Origin of the sequence: Kitasatospora sp. NPDC005748 (assembly GCF_040630735.1) — a bacterium.
GTDB lineage: Bacteria > Actinomycetota > Actinomycetes > Streptomycetales > Streptomycetaceae > Kitasatospora.
The window spans coordinates 40,015-57,273 of record NZ_JBEXYD010000012.1; the positions used below are offsets into that span (position 1 = coordinate 40,015).

General features: G+C 71.9%; 17 protein-coding genes and 1 riboswitch. Of the genes, 10 read left to right on the plus strand and 7 right to left on the minus strand.

The features are described from left to right. Window positions 1–62: 62 nt before the first annotated feature. The 3 genes from ABZ495_RS12340 to ABZ495_RS12350 all read right to left on the minus strand — a co-directional run bounded on the left by ABZ495_RS12340 (window position 63) and on the right by ABZ495_RS12350 (window position 3,343). Window positions 63–1,205: a glycerate kinase gene (locus ABZ495_RS12340; protein WP_359835601.1), complete on the minus strand. Its 1,143-nt coding sequence runs from the start codon at window positions 1,203–1,205 to the stop codon at window positions 63–65. 349 nt (window positions 1,206–1,554) lie between these two features. Beyond that, complete coding sequence (locus tag ABZ495_RS12345; protein ID WP_329490598.1) at window positions 1,555–2,442, minus strand: 2-hydroxy-3-oxopropionate reductase; 888 nt, start codon at window positions 2,440–2,442, stop codon at window positions 1,555–1,557. Between the two features lie 58 nt (window positions 2,443–2,500). Next, window positions 2,501–3,343 carry a TIM barrel protein gene (locus ABZ495_RS12350; RefSeq protein ID WP_359804307.1) on the minus strand — a complete coding sequence of 281 codons (843 nt, stop codon included), beginning with the start codon at window positions 3,341–3,343 and terminating at the stop codon, window positions 2,501–2,503. A 228-nt stretch (window positions 3,344–3,571) separates the two neighbouring features. Here ABZ495_RS12350 and ABZ495_RS12355 point away from each other — a divergent pair, with 228 nt between their 5' ends. The 7 genes from ABZ495_RS12355 (at window position 3,572) to ABZ495_RS12385 (ending at window position 9,478) form a co-directional block, all read left to right on the plus strand. Further along, complete coding sequence (locus ABZ495_RS12355) at window positions 3,572–3,826, plus strand: thiamine-binding protein (protein WP_329490596.1); 255 nt, start codon at window positions 3,572–3,574, stop codon at window positions 3,824–3,826. After that, window positions 3,823–4,203, plus strand: a complete 381-nt coding sequence (locus ABZ495_RS12360; protein WP_329490595.1) for a helix-turn-helix domain-containing protein — start codon at window positions 3,823–3,825, stop codon at window positions 4,201–4,203. The genes ABZ495_RS12355 and ABZ495_RS12360 overlap by 4 nt, the downstream gene beginning before the upstream one ends. 225 nt (window positions 4,204–4,428) lie before the next feature. After that, a complete protein-coding gene (gene uraD / locus ABZ495_RS12365; RefSeq protein ID WP_359804306.1) occupies window positions 4,429–4,932 on the plus strand; it encodes a 2-oxo-4-hydroxy-4-carboxy-5-ureidoimidazoline decarboxylase in 504 nt (167 codons plus the stop codon). An 84-nt stretch (window positions 4,933–5,016) separates the two neighbouring features. After that, window positions 5,017–5,352: a hydroxyisourate hydrolase gene (uraH, locus tag ABZ495_RS12370; RefSeq protein WP_329490593.1), complete on the plus strand. Its 336-nt coding sequence runs from the start codon at window positions 5,017–5,019 to the stop codon at window positions 5,350–5,352. A 26-nt stretch (window positions 5,353–5,378) separates the two neighbouring features. Continuing rightward, the gene (pucL, locus tag ABZ495_RS12375; RefSeq protein ID WP_329490592.1) at window positions 5,379–6,293 is read left to right on the plus strand and encodes a factor-independent urate hydroxylase; all 915 of its coding nucleotides are present in this window, start codon (window positions 5,379–5,381) and stop codon (window positions 6,291–6,293) included. A 391-nt stretch (window positions 6,294–6,684) separates the two neighbouring features. Beyond that, window positions 6,685–8,022, plus strand: coding sequence for a nucleobase:cation symporter-2 family protein (locus ABZ495_RS12380; RefSeq protein WP_359804340.1), 1,338 nt, complete (start codon window positions 6,685–6,687; stop codon window positions 8,020–8,022). A gap of 70 nt (window positions 8,023–8,092) precedes the next feature. Beyond that, window positions 8,093–9,478 (plus strand): 8-oxoguanine deaminase, encoded by a 1,386-nt coding sequence (locus ABZ495_RS12385; protein WP_329490591.1) that lies wholly within the window; start codon window positions 8,093–8,095, stop codon window positions 9,476–9,478. 227 nt (window positions 9,479–9,705) lie between these two features. Here ABZ495_RS12385 and ABZ495_RS12390 read toward each other — a convergent pair whose 3' ends face one another. Then, entirely contained in the window at window positions 9,706–10,092 is a 387-nt protein-coding gene (locus tag ABZ495_RS12390; RefSeq protein ID WP_329490590.1) for a gamma-glutamylcyclotransferase, read from the minus strand. A gap of 145 nt (window positions 10,093–10,237) precedes the next feature. Then, complete coding sequence (aceB, locus tag ABZ495_RS12395; protein WP_359835603.1) at window positions 10,238–11,890, minus strand: malate synthase A; 1,653 nt, start codon at window positions 11,888–11,890, stop codon at window positions 10,238–10,240. A gap of 202 nt (window positions 11,891–12,092) precedes the next feature. On the opposite strand from aceB, the gene ABZ495_RS12400 reads away from it, so the two are divergent. Beyond that, entirely contained in the window at window positions 12,093–12,890 is a 798-nt protein-coding gene (locus tag ABZ495_RS12400) for an IclR family transcriptional regulator (protein WP_329490588.1), read from the plus strand. A 224-nt stretch (window positions 12,891–13,114) separates the two neighbouring features. Continuing rightward, window positions 13,115–13,615 (plus strand): hypothetical protein, encoded by a 501-nt coding sequence (locus tag ABZ495_RS12405; RefSeq protein WP_359804303.1) that lies wholly within the window; start codon window positions 13,115–13,117, stop codon window positions 13,613–13,615. 66 nt (window positions 13,616–13,681) lie between these two features. On the opposite strand, the gene ABZ495_RS12410 is transcribed toward ABZ495_RS12405, so the two are convergent. After that, window positions 13,682–14,956 (minus strand): glycoside hydrolase family 16 protein, encoded by a 1,275-nt coding sequence (locus tag ABZ495_RS12410; RefSeq protein ID WP_359804302.1) that lies wholly within the window; start codon window positions 14,954–14,956, stop codon window positions 13,682–13,684. A 4-nt stretch (window positions 14,957–14,960) separates the two neighbouring features. Beyond that, a riboswitch (cyclic di-AMP (ydaO/yuaA leader) is annotated at window positions 14,961–15,084 on the minus strand. 415 nt (window positions 15,085–15,499) lie between these two features. Between ABZ495_RS12410 and ABZ495_RS12415 the strand changes: the two genes are divergently transcribed. After that, window positions 15,500–15,829, plus strand: coding sequence for a hypothetical protein (locus ABZ495_RS12415; protein ID WP_359835605.1), 330 nt, complete (start codon window positions 15,500–15,502; stop codon window positions 15,827–15,829). A 91-nt stretch (window positions 15,830–15,920) separates the two neighbouring features. Here the strand turns inward: ABZ495_RS12415 and ABZ495_RS12420 are convergent, their stop codons facing one another. Continuing rightward, window positions 15,921–17,063 carry an alpha/beta hydrolase-fold protein gene (locus ABZ495_RS12420; protein ID WP_359835606.1) on the minus strand — a complete coding sequence of 381 codons (1,143 nt, stop codon included), beginning with the start codon at window positions 17,061–17,063 and terminating at the stop codon, window positions 15,921–15,923. Window positions 17,064–17,259 lie beyond the last annotated feature (196 nt).

The following is a 17,259-nucleotide window of genomic DNA, read 5'->3' on the forward strand; positions in this document are numbered from 1 at the left end:
GAGCCTAGGGCCGCCTTCAACAAAACGTCAATGTAGGAAGGTACGAGAGCCGGACGGCCCGCTCAGCCGCGCAGCAGCGCCCTCGCGAGGCGCTCCCCCGCGACCTCGGCCAGCTCCCCGGCCCGGGTCATGCTGTCCCCCGGCTGTTCCGCCAGGTCCGTGAGCGCGTAGGCCGCGGTGAAGCCGGCCGCCCGCCACTCGCGCTCCGACAGCTCCAGCCGTCCGGCCACAGCGGCCACCCGAACCCCCGCCCGGGCGGCCGCCGCGGCAACTCCGGCGGGCGCCTTGCCGTGGAGCGTCTGAGCGTCCAGGCAGCCCTCGCCGGTCACGACGAGGCGTGCCCCACGCACGGCCTCGTCGAAACCCAGCAGTTCGAGCATCAACTCGATGCCGGGTCGCATGGTGGCGCCGAGCAGGGCGAGGGCGGCGAAGCCCACCCCGCCCGCGGCCCCGGCGCCGGGAGCCTCCCGGACGTCGCGGCCGACCGCTTCGCCGACCACGTCGGCGAAGCGGGTCAGCCCCTCCTCCAGTACGACCAGGTCGTCACCGTCGGCGCCCTTCTGCGGCCCGTAGACGGCGGTCGCGCCGCGCGGGCCGAGCAGTGGGTTGTCCACGTCGCAGGCCACCACGACCTCGACGCCGGTGAGCACGTCGGCCAGCGGTCCGAGGTCGAGCCGGGCCAGCTTGCGCAGTGCGGCGCCGCCCGGCGGCAGTTCGGCGCCGTCGGCGTCCCGCAGCCCGGCGCCGAGCGCCTGGACCATGCCCGCGCCGCCGTCGGTGCAGGCGCTGCCGCCCAGGCCGAGCACGATCCGCTTGGCCCCCAGGCTCACCGCCCGGCCGATCAGCTGGCCGACCCCGTAGGAGCCGGCCGCGAGCGGGGCGGTCCGGCCGCCGGGGAGCCTGGCGAGCCCGGAGGACTGCGCCAGCTCGACCACGGCGGTGTCGCCCCGGACGGCGAGCGCGGCGTCCACCGGCAGGCCGGTGGGGCCGGCCACCTTGGCCGGGATCCTGCTGAACCCGGCGGCCAGCGCGGCGGCCAGGGTGCCCTCGCCGCCGTCGGCGACGGGCAGTTCGCGGACCTCGACACCGGGCGCGGCACGGCGGATGCCGGCGGCGATCCGGGCGGCGACCTCGGCGCCCTCCAGGGTGCCCTTGAACTTGTCGGGAGCTACGACCACATGGCCCTGGGTGGGGGTGGCGGGCATGGTGCGGGCCTCACTTCCGGACGGTTCTGGCGCTGGTTCGTCAAGCATGTGCCCCGGGAGGCCGGGACGCGGGGTGCGGCCCCCTCCCCGCCGTTCCCCTCGTCCCGCTTCCGACGTACGAGGGGCTCCCCTCGGCGAGGGAGGGGGCCGGGCGGCGCGCGGGCACGACCGAAGTGCCCCCGACAGGGAGTGCGCGCCGCCGGTTTGGTCGATCGGCAGGAGGCGGATGAGCCCCGGCCCGCCTGCCGATCGGGTCTGGCCTCCTGGTGGCGCGGGCACGACCGGTGAGGTACACGCCACCAGGAGGAGTCTCAGAGGTACCGCGGGGGTACCGCCGGTCCCGCGAGCGTCACGCGAGCTCGCGGCCGGAGAGCCGCTCGACGCCGCGCAGCAGCGCCGAGTGGTCCAGCGAACCGTCGCCGTTGGCGCGGGCGGAGGCGACCAGCTGGGCCACCACCGCACCGACCGGCAGCGCGGCACCCACGGCGCGGGCGGCGTCGGTGACGATGCCCATGTCCTTGTGGTGCAGGTCGATCCGGAAGCCCGGCGCGAACTCGCGGTTCAGCATGTTCGCCTTCTTGCGGTTCAGCACCGTCGAGCCGGCCAGGCCGCCGCCGAGCACGTCCAGCGCGGCCGCGAGGTCGACGCCGGCGTTCTCCAGGAACACCACGGCCTCGGCCAGCACCTGGATGTTGACGGCGACGATGAGCTGGTTGGCGGCCTTGACGGTCTGGCCGGCGCCGGCCGGGCCGACGTGGACGACCGTGGTGCCCAGCACGTCGAACAGCGGCTTCGCCTCGGCGAAGTCCTCGGCCGCGCCGCCGACCATGATCGACAGCACCGCCTCGACGGCCCCGGCCTCGCCGCCGGAGACCGGCGCGTCCAGGGTGCGGACGCCCTTCTCCTTGGCGGCGGCCTCGACCTTGATCGAGGTCTGCGGGGTGATGCTCGACATGTCGATGACGAGCGTGCCGGGCCGCACGTTCTCCAGCACCCCGCCCTCGCCCAGGACGGCCTGCTCGACGTGCGGGTCGGCCGGGACCATGGTGATGACGACCTCGGCGTCCTTCACCGCGTCCGCGATGCTGCTCGCACCGTGGCCGCCGACCGCGACCAGCGCGTCGATCTGCGGCTGGGTGAGGTTGTAGCCGGTGACGTGGTGGCCGGCCTTGACGAGGTTGGCGGCCATCGGGCTGCCCATGATGCCGAGGCCGATGAAGGCGATCTTGCGGCTCATCGCGTCGTTCCTTTGTCCGTGGTGGGGTGGGGTGCGGTGGCTGCCGGAGCGCGGTGCGCTAGCCGGCGCGGTGCTCGCGCGGGAGCCACTCGAAGCTGTCGGCGCTGACGCCGCCCGCCGGGCGGTACTCCAGGCCGATCCGGCCGGTGTAGCCGGCGGCGGTCAGCCGGGCGAAGAGGTCCTCGAAGTCCAGCCCGCCGGTGCCCGGCTCGTTGCGGCCGGGGTTGTCGGCGATCTGCACGTGGCCGAAGCGGTCGGCGTAGGTGTCGATCACGGCCGCCAGGTCCTCGCCGTTCATGGCCAGGTGGTAGAGGTCGCAGAGGAACTTGGCGTTGCCCAGGCCGGTCGCGGCGTTGACCTTGTCGACCACCTCGACCGCGGCGGCCGCGGAGACCAGCGGGTAGTCCGGGGACTCGGGCTTGTTCAGCGCCTCGATCAGCAGGACGGCGCCGATCTCGTGGGCGGCCCGCGCGGCGACGACGAGGTTCTCCAGCGCGAGCGCGTCCTGCTCGGCCGGGTCCACGCCCTCGATCCGGTTGCCGTAGAGCGCGTTGAGCGCCGTGGTGCCGAGCGAGGCGGCCAGCCCGGCGGCGACCGGCACGTTGGCCCGGAAGCGCTCCTTCTCGGCCGGGACCGAGACGGTGCCGCGGGCGCCCTTGCTGAGGTCGTCCAGGAAGTTGAGACCGGTCAGCCGCACGCCGGCGTCGCCGAAGGCCTTGCGGAGCGCGTCCAGCTCGGCCTCGGACGGGGCGTGCTCCGCGCCGAACGGCCACCACAGCTCGGCGGCGGTGAAGCCGGCGGCGGCGGCAGCGGCCGGGCGCTCCAGGAGCGGGAGCTCGCCGAACAGGATCGACAGGTTGACGGTGAAGCTGTGCGCGGAGGCGGCAGTCACGTCAATCACCTCTCATCTCTCTTCCGTCTATCCGCAACTTCCACGATCCGGAAGAGGGATTCTGCTTGGTGGAAGCATGTCCGCCGCGCCGAGCGAGTGTCAAGACCGTCGCAACAATTTGTTGAAGAGGCCGAAACCGATCCCCCACCCCGGGCCCGCGCTGTTCGATCGACCAGCCGCCCCCCGGCGGCCCACCGCCCGATGACCGGCCGCGCTCCCGCTCGCTACAGTGAGCGGGTGCGATTGATGGTGGAGTTCACGACAGAACCGTTCGAACTGGACACGTTCCCGGAGCACGCCGTGGCGGCCCGGAAGGTGGTCGACGAGGCCGGCCTGGCCGTCGCGGTCGGCCCCTTCGGAACCGGCGCGGAGGGCGAGGCCGACCAGGTCCTGGCCGCCGTGACCAAGCTGCTCCGGGAGACCCTGGACGCCGGCGCGACCCGGATCTCGGTCCAGGTCAGCGTGCTGGGCGAGGAGGGCGGTACGCCGTGACCGAGCACGTGGACCACCCCCTCGCCGCCGCGATAAAGCCGCTGCTGGAGGCCGTCGGCGCGACGCCCGTGCCGCTGGCGGAGGCGAAGGCCGAGGACGTCCTGCTGGAGTGGGAGGGCACCCCGGCCCTGGCCGTCCGGCTGCCCCACCTGAGCAGTGCGCTGGACCGGCTGCTGACCGAGATGGCCCGCCAGTTCGACGGCCGGCCGCTGGCCGAGCTGGACCGCTGGGAGAAGCAGCGCGTGGTCGCCCTCCTGGAGGAGCGGGGCGCCTTCACCGTCCGCCACGGGGTGGAGACGGTCGCCTCGGCGCTCGGCGTGAGCCGCTTCACCGTGTACAACTACCTCAACCGCCAGGACGGCACGAAGTCCGGCTGAGCCTGCGACACCCCGGTCGGCCGCGTCGGCCGACCGGGTGTGCCCCGCCGGCCCGGCCAGTCTTCATCAGCCCCCGGCGGGGCACACTTGTCTCATCGCACACGAAACGGCCCGGCAACCGGGGCCGGTTCAAAACGTAACCACCAACCGTTCAACAAAGTGTTGACGGCCCGGTTGGGTGGATCTAGCTTGTGCGGGTGGCACCACTCTTCAGGAGGTCCACCCGTGACCAACCACCCCCACACCCTTGACGCCCTTGCGGCGGCCGACGCCGCCGAGCTGAGAGAGCTCCTGCTGGAGGTCTGCTCCAGCCCCACCTGGGCCGACGCCGTGGCATCGGCCCGGCCCTGGCCGGACCGCGCGGCCCTGCTCGACGCCAACGCGGCGGCCATGGCCGCACTGACGGCCGCCGACCTGCACGACGCGATGGCCGGCCACGCCCGGATCGGCACGCCCAAGGCGGGTGACGCCACCTCCGAGCGCGAACAGGCCGGCATCCGGGGAGTGGACACCGCACTCCTCGACGAACTGCACCGGGCCAACACCGCCTACGAGGCCAAGTTCGGCCATGTGTTCCTGATCTGCGCGACCGGCCGCACCGCGGACACCATGCTCGCCGCCCTGCGGGAGCGCTTCCCGAACGACGCCGCCACCGAGGCGGAGATCGTCCGGGGCGAGCTTCGCAAGATCAACGACATTCGGATCAACCGACTGCTCGACGAGAACTGACCCGTCGTCAGTTACCTTCGACGTACCGACGTACCGACTTAACGACGTACCGTCACATCTGCCATCAGTAAGGTCACTTCACCCATGACTGGCATCTCCACCCACGTGCTCGACACCAGCCTCGGCCGCCCGGCCGAGGGTGTCCCGGTCGAGCTCGCACTGCACACCGAGGGTGGCTGGAAGGTGCTCGGCACCTCCGCCACGGACTCCGACGGCCGGGCCAAGGACCTGCCGGCCGCGGAGGCGGGCTCGGTCGTCCGGCTGCTCTTCGACACCGCCGCGTACTACGCGCGCACCTCCGCGGAGCCGCCGTTCTTCCCCGAGGTCGCGATCGTCTTCACGGTCGCACCCGCGCAGCACCACTACCACGTGCCGCTGCTGCTGAACCCGTTCGGATACTCGGTCTACCGCGGAAGCTAGACCGCTTGATTGATTGGGAGCCTGTCATGGCCCACGTGCTCGGTCAGAACCAGTACGGCAAGGCGGAGAACCGCATCGTCCGCGTCTACCGTGACAGCACCCGTCACGAGATCAAGGACCTGAACGTCTCGGTCGCCCTCTCCGGCGACCTCGACGACGTCCACCTCACCGGCTCCAACGCCAACTGCCTGCCCACCGACACCACCAAGAACACCGTCTTCGCCTTCGCGAAGGAGTACGGGATCGAGTCCGCGGAGCAGTTCGGCATCACGCTGGCGAAGCACTTCGTGGACAACAACGAGCCGATCCACCGGGCCCGGATCCGGATCGAGGAGTACACCTGGGACCGGATCAAGACCCCGGACAACTCCGCCCGCTTCATCGGCTCGGAGGAAGTCGGCCACTCGTTCGTCCGCAACGGCGGCGAGACCCGCACCTGCGAGGTCGTCTACGACGGTGAGACCGTCCAGGTGATCTCGGGCCTCAAGGACCTCGTGGTGATGAACTCCACCAACTCGGAGTTCTGGGGCTACATCAAGGACAAGTACACCACCCTCCAGGAGGCGTACGACCGGATCCTCGCCACCCAGGTGACGGCCCGCTGGAAGTACGGCTTCGACGGCCGGGACGAGGAGCCCCAGCCCAACTGGAACCGCTCCTACACCCATGTGCGGCGCCACCTCCTGGAGGCCTTCGCCGAGACCTACTCCTACTCGCTGCAGCAGACCCTGCACTCGATGGGCACCCGGGTCCTGAACAACCGCGCCGAGGTGGACGAGGTCCGCCTGGAGCTGCCCAACAAGCACCACTTCCTGGTCGACCTGGAGCCGTTCGGCCTCAAGAACGACAACGAGGTCTACTACGCCGCCGACCGGATGTACGGCCTGATCGAGGGCACCGTGCACCGCGAGGGCGTCGTCCCGGTGATCCCGGTCGCCTGACCGTTCCCCACCCATGGACCCCGCCCGGCACCACCGCACCCCCCGGCCTCCCACGGCCGGCCGGCACCGGGCGGTTCGCAGTACCCGCAACTCCTGCACCAGCAGTTTCTCCACCCCCCACCCACCGGAGATCGTGCCCGCCTCACGGCGGCCGGCCCGGGGTACTGGAGAAGCGTCCCGAGGGATCCTTGCTCCGCCGTCCCGCCCTCGGGGGATCTCCAGCGCCGCGGGCGCGCCGAGAGCCAGGGCACAAGAGGGGCTCGACATGGCACTCCGTTCCACCCGCACCACAGACGGCGGTTCCACCCCAGAAAGACCACCCGGTCCGGACGGTGTGTCAACCCACCTCCCCGACACCCCTTCCGGGCCGGGAGTCCACCCCGTGGACGAGATGCTGCCGACGGTGAAGCTGGTCTCCACCGGTCTGCAGCACGTCGCCGCGATGTACGCGGGAGTCGTAGCTCCTCCACTCATCGTCGGCGCCGGCGTGGGGCTCTCCCCCACCGAACTCGCCCTGCTCATCTCGGCCAGCCTGTTCACCGCCGGACTGGCCACCCTCCTGCAGACCCTCGGCATCTGGAAGATCGGCGCGCGGCTCCCGTTCGTGAACGGCGTGTCGTTCGCGGGCGTCGCGCCCATGATCGCCATAGCCAAGGAGCACGGACCGAAGGACGCCCTCCCGGTGATCTTCGGAGCGGTGATCGTCGCGGGGCTCCTGTGCTTCCTCGCGGCGCCGTACTTCTGCAAGCTGATCAGGTTCTTCCCACCGGTCGTCCAGGGCACCGTGATCACCCTCATCGGGGTGTCCCTGCTGCCGGTGGCGGTGAACTGGGCGCGCGGCGGATCGCCGGGCGCCCCGGGATTCGGTTCCATGCGGGCCATCGGCCTCGCCGCGGTCACCCTCCTCGCGGTGGTGCTCTGCAACCGGCTGCTGCGCGGCTTCTGGCAGCAGCTCTCGCTGCTCGTCGGACTGGCGTTCGGCACCCTGCTCGCCTTCCCGCTGGGCCTGGCCGACTTCGGCGCGGTACAGGACGCGAAGGTCTTCGCGCTCCCCTCCCCGTTCCACTTCGGCGCCCCCGTGTTCGACGCGGCCGCGATCGTCTCGCTCTGCATCGTCATGGTGGTCTCGATGACCGAGTCCACCGCCGACATGCTGGCGCTCGGCAAGATCGTCGACCGTCAGGCCGACGAGGCCACCCTCGCCGCCGGCCTGCGGGCGGACGGCCTGGCCACCGCGCTGAGCCCGGTCTTCAACGGCTTCGCCGCCAGTGCCTTCGCCCAGAACATCGGGCTGGTGGCGCTGACGAAGATCCGCAGCCGCTTCGTGGTCGCGGCCGGCGGCGGGATCCTGATCCTTCTCGGGCTCTTCCCGGTGCTCGGGTCGGTCGTCTCGCTGGTGCCGCAGCCCGTCCTGGGCGGCGCCGGGATCGTGCTCTTCGGCACGGTCGCGGCGAGCGGCATCCGCACCCTCGCGGAGGCCGGCATGGAGTCCAGCTCGAACACCATCCTGGTGTCGGTCGCGCTCGGGGTCGGGATCATACCGATCGCGGTACCGACCTTCTACGACGCTTTCCCGGAGGCCGTCCGCACCCTGCTGCACTCCGGGATATCGGCCGGCAGCGTGATGGCCGTCCTGCTCAACCTGCTCTTCCACCACGTCGGGGTCGCCCGCCGGTCGCCGGCCGACGGGAACCCCGCCACGACGGTGCCGACGGCGACACCGTCCTGACCGGTTGACGGGGGGCGCGTGCCGCTCATCGCGCGCTCCTCGTCAACCCTCCCCCCATAGGAGTAACACCATGGCAGTCCAGCCCCCACCCGCCGACCAGCGGATCGTGATCGAGAACGTCGCGATCGCGACGGTCGACGCCAACGACACCGAGTACGCCCGCGGCCACGTGGTCGTCCTCGGCAACAGGATCGAGTCGGTCGGCGACGGCCCCGCCCCGCAGTGGCTGGACAACGTGGTACGCCGGATCAACGGCGAGGGCCACCTCGTCACCCCCGGACTGGTCAACACCCACCACCACTTCTACCAGTGGATCACCCGCGGGCTCGCCCAGGACAACATCCTCTTCGACTGGCTGGTCGCCCTCTACCCGACCTGGGCCCGGATCGACGACAAGCTCGTGCACGCCGCCGCCCAGGGCTCGGCCGCCGCACTGCTCAAGTCCGGCTGCACCACCGCCGCCGACCACCACTACGTCTTCCCGAAGGACGGCGGCGACATCCTCGGCGCCGAGATCGAGGCCGTCCAGGAGCTCGGCATGCGCTTCACCGCGCTGCGCGGCTCCATGGACCGCAGCAAGAAGGACGGCGGCCTGCCGCCGGACCACGCGGTCGAGAACACCGAGGAGATCCTGATCGCCTCCGAGGCGGCCGTGGACAAGTACCACGACGCCTCCTCCGACGCGATGCTGCAGATCGCCATCGCGCCCTGCTCGCCCTTCTCGGTCTCCACCGAGCTGATGCGCGAGGCCGCCCTGCTGGCCCGCCGCAAGGGCGTCCGGCTGCACACCCACGGCTCCGAGACCGCCGAGGAGGAGGCGTTCTGCAAGGAGCTGTTCGGGATGGGCCCGACCGACTACTTCGAGTCGGTGGGCTGGCTCGGCGAGGACGTCTGGATGGCGCACTGCGTCCACATGAACGACTCGGACATCGCCAAGTTCGCCGAGACCGGCACCGGTGTCGCGCACTGCCCGTCCTCCAACGCCCGCCTCGCCGCCGGCATCGCCCGGGTCCCCGACATGCTGAAGGCCGGCGTCCCGGTCGGCCTCGGGGTGGACGGCACCGCCTCCAACGAGTCCGGCGAGCTGGGCACCGAGCTGCGCAACGCCCTGCTGATCAACCGCCTGCACGGCTACCCGACCGCGCTCACCGGCCGCCAGGCGCTACGCCTCGGCACCATGGGCGGCGCCCGGGTGCTCGGCCGGCAGAACGAGATCGGCTCGATCGAGGCCGGCAAGCTGGCCGACCTCGCGCTGTGGAAGATCGACGGCATCATGCATTCCTCGATCGCCGACCCGGTCGCCGCGCTCACCCTCGGCGCCCTGCCGCCGCTGGCCGCCCTCTTCGTCAACGGCAACGCCGTCGTGGAGAAGGGGCAGCTGACCACGGTGAACGAGGACCGGATCGCGCAGGCCTGCGCCCGCGCCGCCAAGGAGCTCGCCGCCCGCCCCGTGTAACCCCCCTGAACTCCGGGCCGCCCAGGGACGGTGCGTCACCCGGACTCCGTGCGCCACCGCTCAGGACGGCGCACGGACCCCAGCCCCGGACCCACGGCGAGGGTCCGGGGCTGTGGCGTGCCCGGGCGGAGGCGGCCCCTCCGCGTCGGCGGCCCGGCCCGATCGGGATCCGGACACGACGGAGGGCCTGCGCCGGTCGGCGCAGGCCCTCCGGGCGTGGTGGGGTGTCAGGCCGTGCGGCCCAGGGTGGCGAGGTAGCGGCGCCAGCCGCCGTAGCGGGTGATCTCGCGGTGGACGCCGCGGTCGGCCTCGCCGCGGGCGAGCAGCATGGAGAGGCAGGGCGAGCCGTCGGCCAGCGTGATGACGCCGAGTTCGAGCTCACGGGGCTCGCCGGGGAGGATCACGTCACGCAGGTGTTCGAGGGTGATGTCGTACAGCTCGCCCTCGATGGCGGTGTCGACGGACGGGTCGGCGAGCAGTCCGGGGCAGACGTCCCCGATGGAGAAGAAGCGGTAGCCCGGCGCGGTGCGGACCGGGCCGACCAGCGCGTCGGCCACCGAGGGGTGGAAGGGGCCGCCGACCATGGCCTGGCCGTTGAAGAAGATGCGTGCCACGGGGATCGATGCCTCCGGAAACGGCCGTTCCGCACGGCGACGAAGAGGACAGCTGGATTCGTCGCCGTACGGAACGGAGCAATGGGGCGCGGCGACTGCTACAAGCCGGCAGGCGGCAGCGGGCACACGCGCGGATAGATTGGACTCAGCCCAGCAGGGGCAGCGCGGGCAGGGTCAGGAAGTCCGCGAACTCCTCGGCCAGGGCGACCTGTTCGAAGAGCTTGGCGGCCTCGCGCCAGCGCCCACCGGCGTAGGCCTCGTCGCCCAGCTCGGCCCGGAGCGCGGCGAGCTCCTCGGCCACCAGACGGCGCACCAGGTCGGCGGTGGCCTTCTCGCCCGTGTCGGAGAGCACCACGCCGTTGTGGATCCACTGCCAGATCTGCGAGCGGGAGATCTCGGCGGTGGCGGCGTCCTCCATCATGTTGAAGATGGCGACGGCACCGAGGCCGCGCAGCCACGCCTCGATGTAGCGGACCCCGACCTGGACGGCGTTGTGCAGGCCGGCGTGGGTGCAGTGGCCGCCGGCGCCGGCGATGTCGAGCAGCTGGGCGGGCGTGACGGGCTCGGCCGGGCCCGGGTCGTCCTTCTGGTTCGGGCGCTCGCCGAGGACGGCGTCGAAGCAGGCACGGGCGACCGGGACGAGGTCCGGGTGGGCGACCCAGGAGCCGTCGAAGCCGTTGCCGGCCTCGCGGTCCTTGTCGGCCCTGACCTTCTCCAGGGCGGCCGCGTTGACCTCGGGGTCGCGGCGGCTGGGGATGAAGGCGGCCATCCCGCCGATCGCGTGCGCGCCGCGCCGGTGGCAGGTCCGCACCAGCAGCCGGGTGTAGGCGGCCATGAACGGGGAGGCCATGGTGACGGAGTTGCGGTCCGGCAGGATGTAGTGCTCGCCGGCGTCGCGGAAGTTCTTGACGATCGAGAACAGGTAGTCCCAGCGGCCGGCGTTGAGCCCGGCGGCGTGGTCCCGCAGCTCGTAGAGGATCTCCTCCATCTCGAACGCCGCGGTGATGGTCTCGATCAGCACGGTGGCCCGGACGGTGCCGTGCGGGATGCCGAGCGCCGCCTGGGCGTGGGTGAAGACGTCGTTCCAGAGCCGGGCCTCCAGGTGGCTCTCCGTCTTCGGGAGGTAGAAGTAGGGGCCGGAGTTCGGGTCCTCCGCGCCGCGCGCGAGCAGCCGCGCCGCGTTGTGGAAGAAGTAGAGGCCGAAGTCGAGGAAGGCCCCGGCGACCGGCCGGCCGTCGACCAGCAGGTGGTTCTCGTCCAGGTGCCAGCCGCGCGGGCGGACCACCACGGTGGCCAGCTCGGCGGCCGGCCTGAGGGTGTAGGCCTTGCCGGCCGAGGAGGTGAAGTCGATCCGGCCCTCGAAGGCGTCGATCAGGTTGATCTGGCCGCCGACCACGTTCTCCCAGGTCGGCGAGGTGGCGTCCTCGAAGTCCGCCAGCCAGACCCGGGCGCCGGAGTTGAGGGCGTTGATGACCATCTTGCGGTCGGTGGGGCCGGTGATCTCGACCCGGCGGTCCTGGAGGGCGCGGGGGGCCTCGGCCACCGTCCAGTCGCCCGCCCGCACGGCGGCCGTCTCGGGGAGGAAGTCCAGGGTGCCGGCCTCGGCGATCTCGGCACGGCGGGTCCTGCGGCGTACCAGGAGCTCCTGCCGGCGGTCCTCGAACGCGCGGTGGAGGCCGACGACGAAGGCGACCGCCTCCGGAGTGAGCACCTCCTCGGCCCGGTGGACTCGCGGACCGGCGACAGTGACGACCGGAGCGGCGGGGGAGGCGCCGGCGGGTCCCTGATCTGTAGCCATGAGCAGGACACTCCTAAGACGGTTGAGCATGGCGAAGGCAGTTCCGGTGGGAACGTCCTTGATCTGAACCGAGGGGAAACCCCACCTGTCGGAGGGTTCGATTCTGTAAGGTGGAGACTAGTTTCCGCGATACAGAATTTCAACGGTTTGTTGAGGTGATCGCTGGGACTCTACTCCTCCCCCGACAGCGAAGGGAACGCCGGTGGTTGCGACCCCCGACACAGCATCGACGACGGGTCCGGACCGCGCGAGCGGCGGCGTGCAGTCCGTCGAGCGCGCCTTCCTGCTGCTGGAGGCGCTGGCCGACTCCGGCGGCGTGGCGACGCTCAGTGAGCTCTCCACCTCCTCCGGGCTGCCGATGCCCACCATCCACCGCCTGGTTCGTACCCTCGTGCAGCAGGGCTATGTCCGCCAGGACACCGCGCGCCGCTACACCCTGGGCCCCCGGCTGATCCGGCTCGGTGAGACGGCCGGGCGACTGCTCGGCAGCTGGGCCCGCCCCTACCTGGCCGAACTGATGGAGGCCACCGGCGAGACGGCGAACCTGGCCGTGCTGGAGGGCGGCGAGGTGGTGTACGTCGGACAGGTGCAGTCGCGGCGCTCGATGCGGATGTTCACCGAGGTCGGCCGCCGGGTGCAGCCGCACTGCACGGGCGTCGGCAAGGCGCTGCTGGCCCAGCTGCCCGAGGAGGAGGCGCGGGCCGTGCTCGGCCCGAACCCGCTGCCGGCGCACACCTCCTACACCGTGACCGACCCGCAGGAGCTGCTGGTCCAGTTGGCGCAGGCGCGTGAGCGCGGCTACGTGGTGGACGACCAGGAGCAGGAGATCGGGGTGCGCTGCATTGCGCTCGCGGTGCCCGGCGCGCCGACCCCGACGGCGCTCTCCGTCTCCGGCCCGGAGGCCCGGATCCGGGCACTGGAGGAGCAGGCCGGCGCGGCCTCGCTCGTCCCCGTGATGCACCAGATCGCGGCCCGGCTGGGGCAGGTCCTCGCCCCCTGACGCGGCGTCATCACCACCGCCCCGCAAGGGACACCGGCGCGGCTCGCCCGGAGTTCGCCCGTTCGGGCGGCCCGAGGGCGGGTCGGACCTGCCTGGGAGGACCGATCGCTCACGCTGAGTCCGTGCGCGCCCCGCGACGGTGCGGGGCGCCGGAAGACAAGGGCAGGGTGAGCGCGATGTCGCGTAGTACGTCCGTACGGGGAATTCTGGGCAGGTCACTGACGGTGGGATGCGCCCTGGTGGCGATGGTCGGCGGGACCGCCCTGGCGTGTCCGACCGACGACCCCGCACCGAGCGCCGAACCGGCGGTCGCGGCGGCGAAGCCGTCCGACTCCGACCTGGAGGTGATCCGGCTGGACCCGGACCCCGTCGCGCCCGGCGGTACCACGACGCTGCACGCCTTCATCGCCAACGACGGGCCGGACCGGACCGCCTCCGCGTTCACCGTGGTGATCACCCTGCCGGAGGGCGTGACGGCCGAGGCCCCGTTCTTCCCGGACAACTGCTACGAGTTCCAGAACGGCCACCGGGTGCGCTGCACCTTCCCGGCCGGGCTGAAGCGATACCGGACCGCGACCGCACTGATCCCGCTCCGGGTGGCCTCCACCGTCCCCCTCGGCGATCTGGACGGCGGCTACGTGGCGGTGCGCAGCGACGACGACCGGAACGAGGCGAACAACCGCCAGCCGTTCACGGTCCACGTCGTGGAGAGCACCCGCGGCTGAGCGGGGCCACCGGAGCCGCGTGGGGGTCGCCCGGATCCCGTCCAGGCGGCCCCCGCGCGTGGCTTCCTAACGGTAGACCCGGACGTAGTCCGCGGCGAAGGTGATCGGAGTCGTGCCCGTCGGCGCGGCGTGGTACTGCCCGGCGCTCAGGGACAGGTTGAGGATCAGGTACGCGGACCAGTTGGCGCCGACGCCCTTGCCGTCCGAGAACACCTTCGTACCGTTGACGTACCAGTCGACCGAGGTGGCGCCGTAGTGGGTGCCGATGGTGACCCAGCCGTCCTTCGCGATCGCCTTGGCGTCGGTGTAGTACAGGTGGCCCGGGTTGACGTGGTTGGTCAGCTCCAGCAGGTTCGGGTTGTCGGGGTGGTACTCGAAGGAGTCGATCTCCCCGTTGCCGTTCTTCCAGGTCCACAGGGCCGGCCAGGCCCCCGTGCCGGCCGGGAGCTTGACCCGGGTCTCGGCGTAGTCGCCGGTCTTCACCTGGAAGCCCTCGCTGGAGTACTCGGTGGTGAGCAGCCCGGTGTCCCAGGACTTCTTGCCGTTCTCCAGCGTGTTGGCGCCCGGCTTGGCGGTGAACGTGGCGACGCCGTCGGCCACCGAGACGTTGTTCTTGTTCAGCCAGTCCAGCTTGTTGTCGTCCGGGTTGTGGTTGCCGTAGTGGTAGGCGCTGCTCTTGTCACCCGTCCAGCGCGAGCCGTAGGCGATCGGGCCGTTGAACTCGTCCGACCAGGTCAGCGACTTCCCGGCGACCGGGGCGCCGGTCGCCGGCGCGGTGGGGGCCGGGGCGGTGGGCGACGGCGTGGCGGTCGCGGTGGGCGACGGCGTCGGGGTGGGCTTGGGGGTGGCGGTCGGGTTCGGGGCGGGGGCGACGGTCGCGTCGGAGACCGCGAGCTGGCGCGAGGGCAGGTTGTGCCAGGCACCGCCGAGGTCCTGCCAGAAGCCGAACTGGGTGTACGTCCCGGCGGGCAGGGTGCGGGCACCGGTGGTGATCGACAGGCCGCTGGGGCAGATCTGCGCGTTGGAGACGTTGCCGGGGAAGTCGAGGTTGCGCCCGGCCGCGTCGCGGACGCCGACGCCGACGGTCTTGGCCGTGAAGCAGGACGAGGAGTGGACGGTCAGCGCGGCCGTGGTGGCCTTGCCCGCGACCATGGTGGCCGGGGCGAGCCTGTCCTGGGTGACGGTCGGCGCGGTGGCCGCCTGGGCGCCGGTGAGCGCCGGGACGCCGAGCAGGCCGGCGCCGCTGATGGCGAGCGCTCCGGTGGCGGCGAAGGCGGCCTTGCGGCCTCGGTGGGAGGGGCGGGCGTGGCGCGGGGTCGCGCGCCGGGCAGGCTTCTGCATGGCGGAGTCCTCTGTAGACGCCTGCGAGGTGAGCTGTCGGGTTCGGGCTGAGGTTGCCCGGCCGCCTGTGGGAGCGGCTTCACCCCTAGCCTCGGTCCGCACGCGCGAGCGCGTGGGCCGGGCACTGACCTGGGTCCCCCGCTCCCGTCCGCTGCGGTGCTCGACTGCCGACCGGCGGGTGGACAGGACTCGGCGTCCCGACGGCGGGGTCCGCGAAGGCGGACTCGTGCAGGCTAGGCAGGCCGCTCGAATGTCGACAAGCCGACGGGGGGTGTTGTCGCGCAGCTCACAGTGCGAGCCGTCCGGAGTGGATCAAGTCACCGGGGAAGTTGATCAGTTGGAGACGGGGCGGGCGCGGGGCGGCCGACGGGGCCGGCGGCGGGTCGGCGAGCGGGTGGCGGAGGTCCGGCCGGGCGGGCGCGGCGCCGGGGCGGTGTCCGCTCCGGGGCCGGGTGCCCGCATGTCCGCCGCGAAGGTCGGCCGGTCGGATAGGTTGGGAGTCCAGCCCTACCGCACAGACGAGAGACGAGGACCCGCTCCGCCATGACCGCGCCCCTGCCCGCCTTCGCCGGCCGTACCTACCTCTTCCAGGTCGACAACGGCGCGGCCTTCCGCAACGCCTACTCGCCCGACGGCAAGCGGCTGCGCTGGGAGGGCCTCGGCGAGTCGGCGGGCCAGTGGGAGGACGTCGCGCTGCACGTCGCCGAGATCGGGCCGGAGCTGTACTTCGTCAGCTGGACCGAGCAGAGCGGCATCACCGTCAGCCACGTGATGGACCTCGGCAGGCTGACGGTGCGCGCGTTCTGGACGTACGAGGGCGAGGGCGGCCGGGTCGGCGAGCTGCACACCGGGACGCTGGAGCCGGTGGCCTGAGACCGGTCCGGGGCGCCGGTGTCCTGGCGTCCTGGTGACCGGGCGCGCTGGTATCCGGGCGTTCTGGCCGGGCGGGCGGGCCCGGCGGTGGTCAGACCGTGTGGCTCGGCACCTTGAGGTGCTGGGAGAGCCACTCCAGCGAGGACGGCAGTAGCCTGCTCCAGGTCTCGAAGTTGTGGCCGCCGGTCTTCATCATGCTGTAGGAGACCTTCATGGGCGCGTGCGCGGCGGCCACGAAGGCCTCGGTGTCCCGGCGGTAGTCGCCGTCGCCCTCCCTGGTCCCGGCCAGCAGGACGGACACCTCGGGCTGCGGCAGGTTCTTCAGCCGCCACATCAGGTCCGCCTCGTTGCGACGCTGCTGGCTGCCCCGGAAGAGGTCCCCGGTGGTCGGGTCGTCGGCGGCCTGGTAGTAGCCGGAGAGCGAGACGGCGGTCGGGAAGACCTCCGGGTGCCGCATGGCGAGCTTGAGGGCGCAGTAGCCGCCGGTCGAGTTGCCCATGAAGCCCCAGGCCTGCGGATCCGAGGAGACCCGGTAGGTCGCCTGGATCGCGGCCGGGACGTCCTTGGTGAAGTACGTCTCCGACTGCGCGCCGCCCGGGATGTCCTCGCACTCGGTGTCCTGCGGGAGGGCGGGCGACGGGCGCATCAGCACCATCACGGTCGGCTGCATCCGACCCTCCTGGAGCAGCTTGAGCGCCGCGCCCGGGTAGTTCAGCCGGGTCACCAGGTTCTTGGCGATCCCGGGGAACCCGGTGCTCACGATCACCGCCGGGAACTGCCTCTGCGCGTACTCCGGCTGGAAGTACTGCGGCGGCAGGTAGACGTACCCGTCGGTGGAGAGCCGGGTGCCGGCGCCGTCGATCCGGACCTCGCGGATCTCGCCGGACTGCTTGGGGTCGCGACCGAGCGCCCCGCCGCCCTGGACCGACGCGTGCCCGATGGTCTCCACCTGGAGGCGCCCGGAGGCGTCCGCCTTGTTCTGGATGACGACCGGGCCGTTGTCGCCGGTGCCGAGCAGATCGTCCCAGCTGCTGTAGAAGGCGAAGTAGTTGTTGGCCACCAGGCCCAGCGCGGCGAGCACGGTGAGCTGGGTGGCGAGCAGCGCGCCGATCCGGCCGAGCACCGCCTGCCAGGTCGTCTTCGACAGTCTCGGCCACAGCCAGACCGTGCCGGCCATCATCACGACGGCGATCAATACGGTCAGCGCCAGCACCTTGTGGCTCGTCAGACCCATGTCCTACTTGCTCCCACGCCTCGAACTCCCCCGTCCCCGTTGTCAGGACAACTGTCAGGACAACCGGAACGGCCGCCCCGGTTCCCCCGTCCACCACGGAAGCCACCACCGAGGCGCGATCAACAACCCTAGCGGCCCGCCGGGCCCCCGTGGACCCGCCGACCAGCGGGTATGGCGGCCGGGGCGCTGCCGGGAC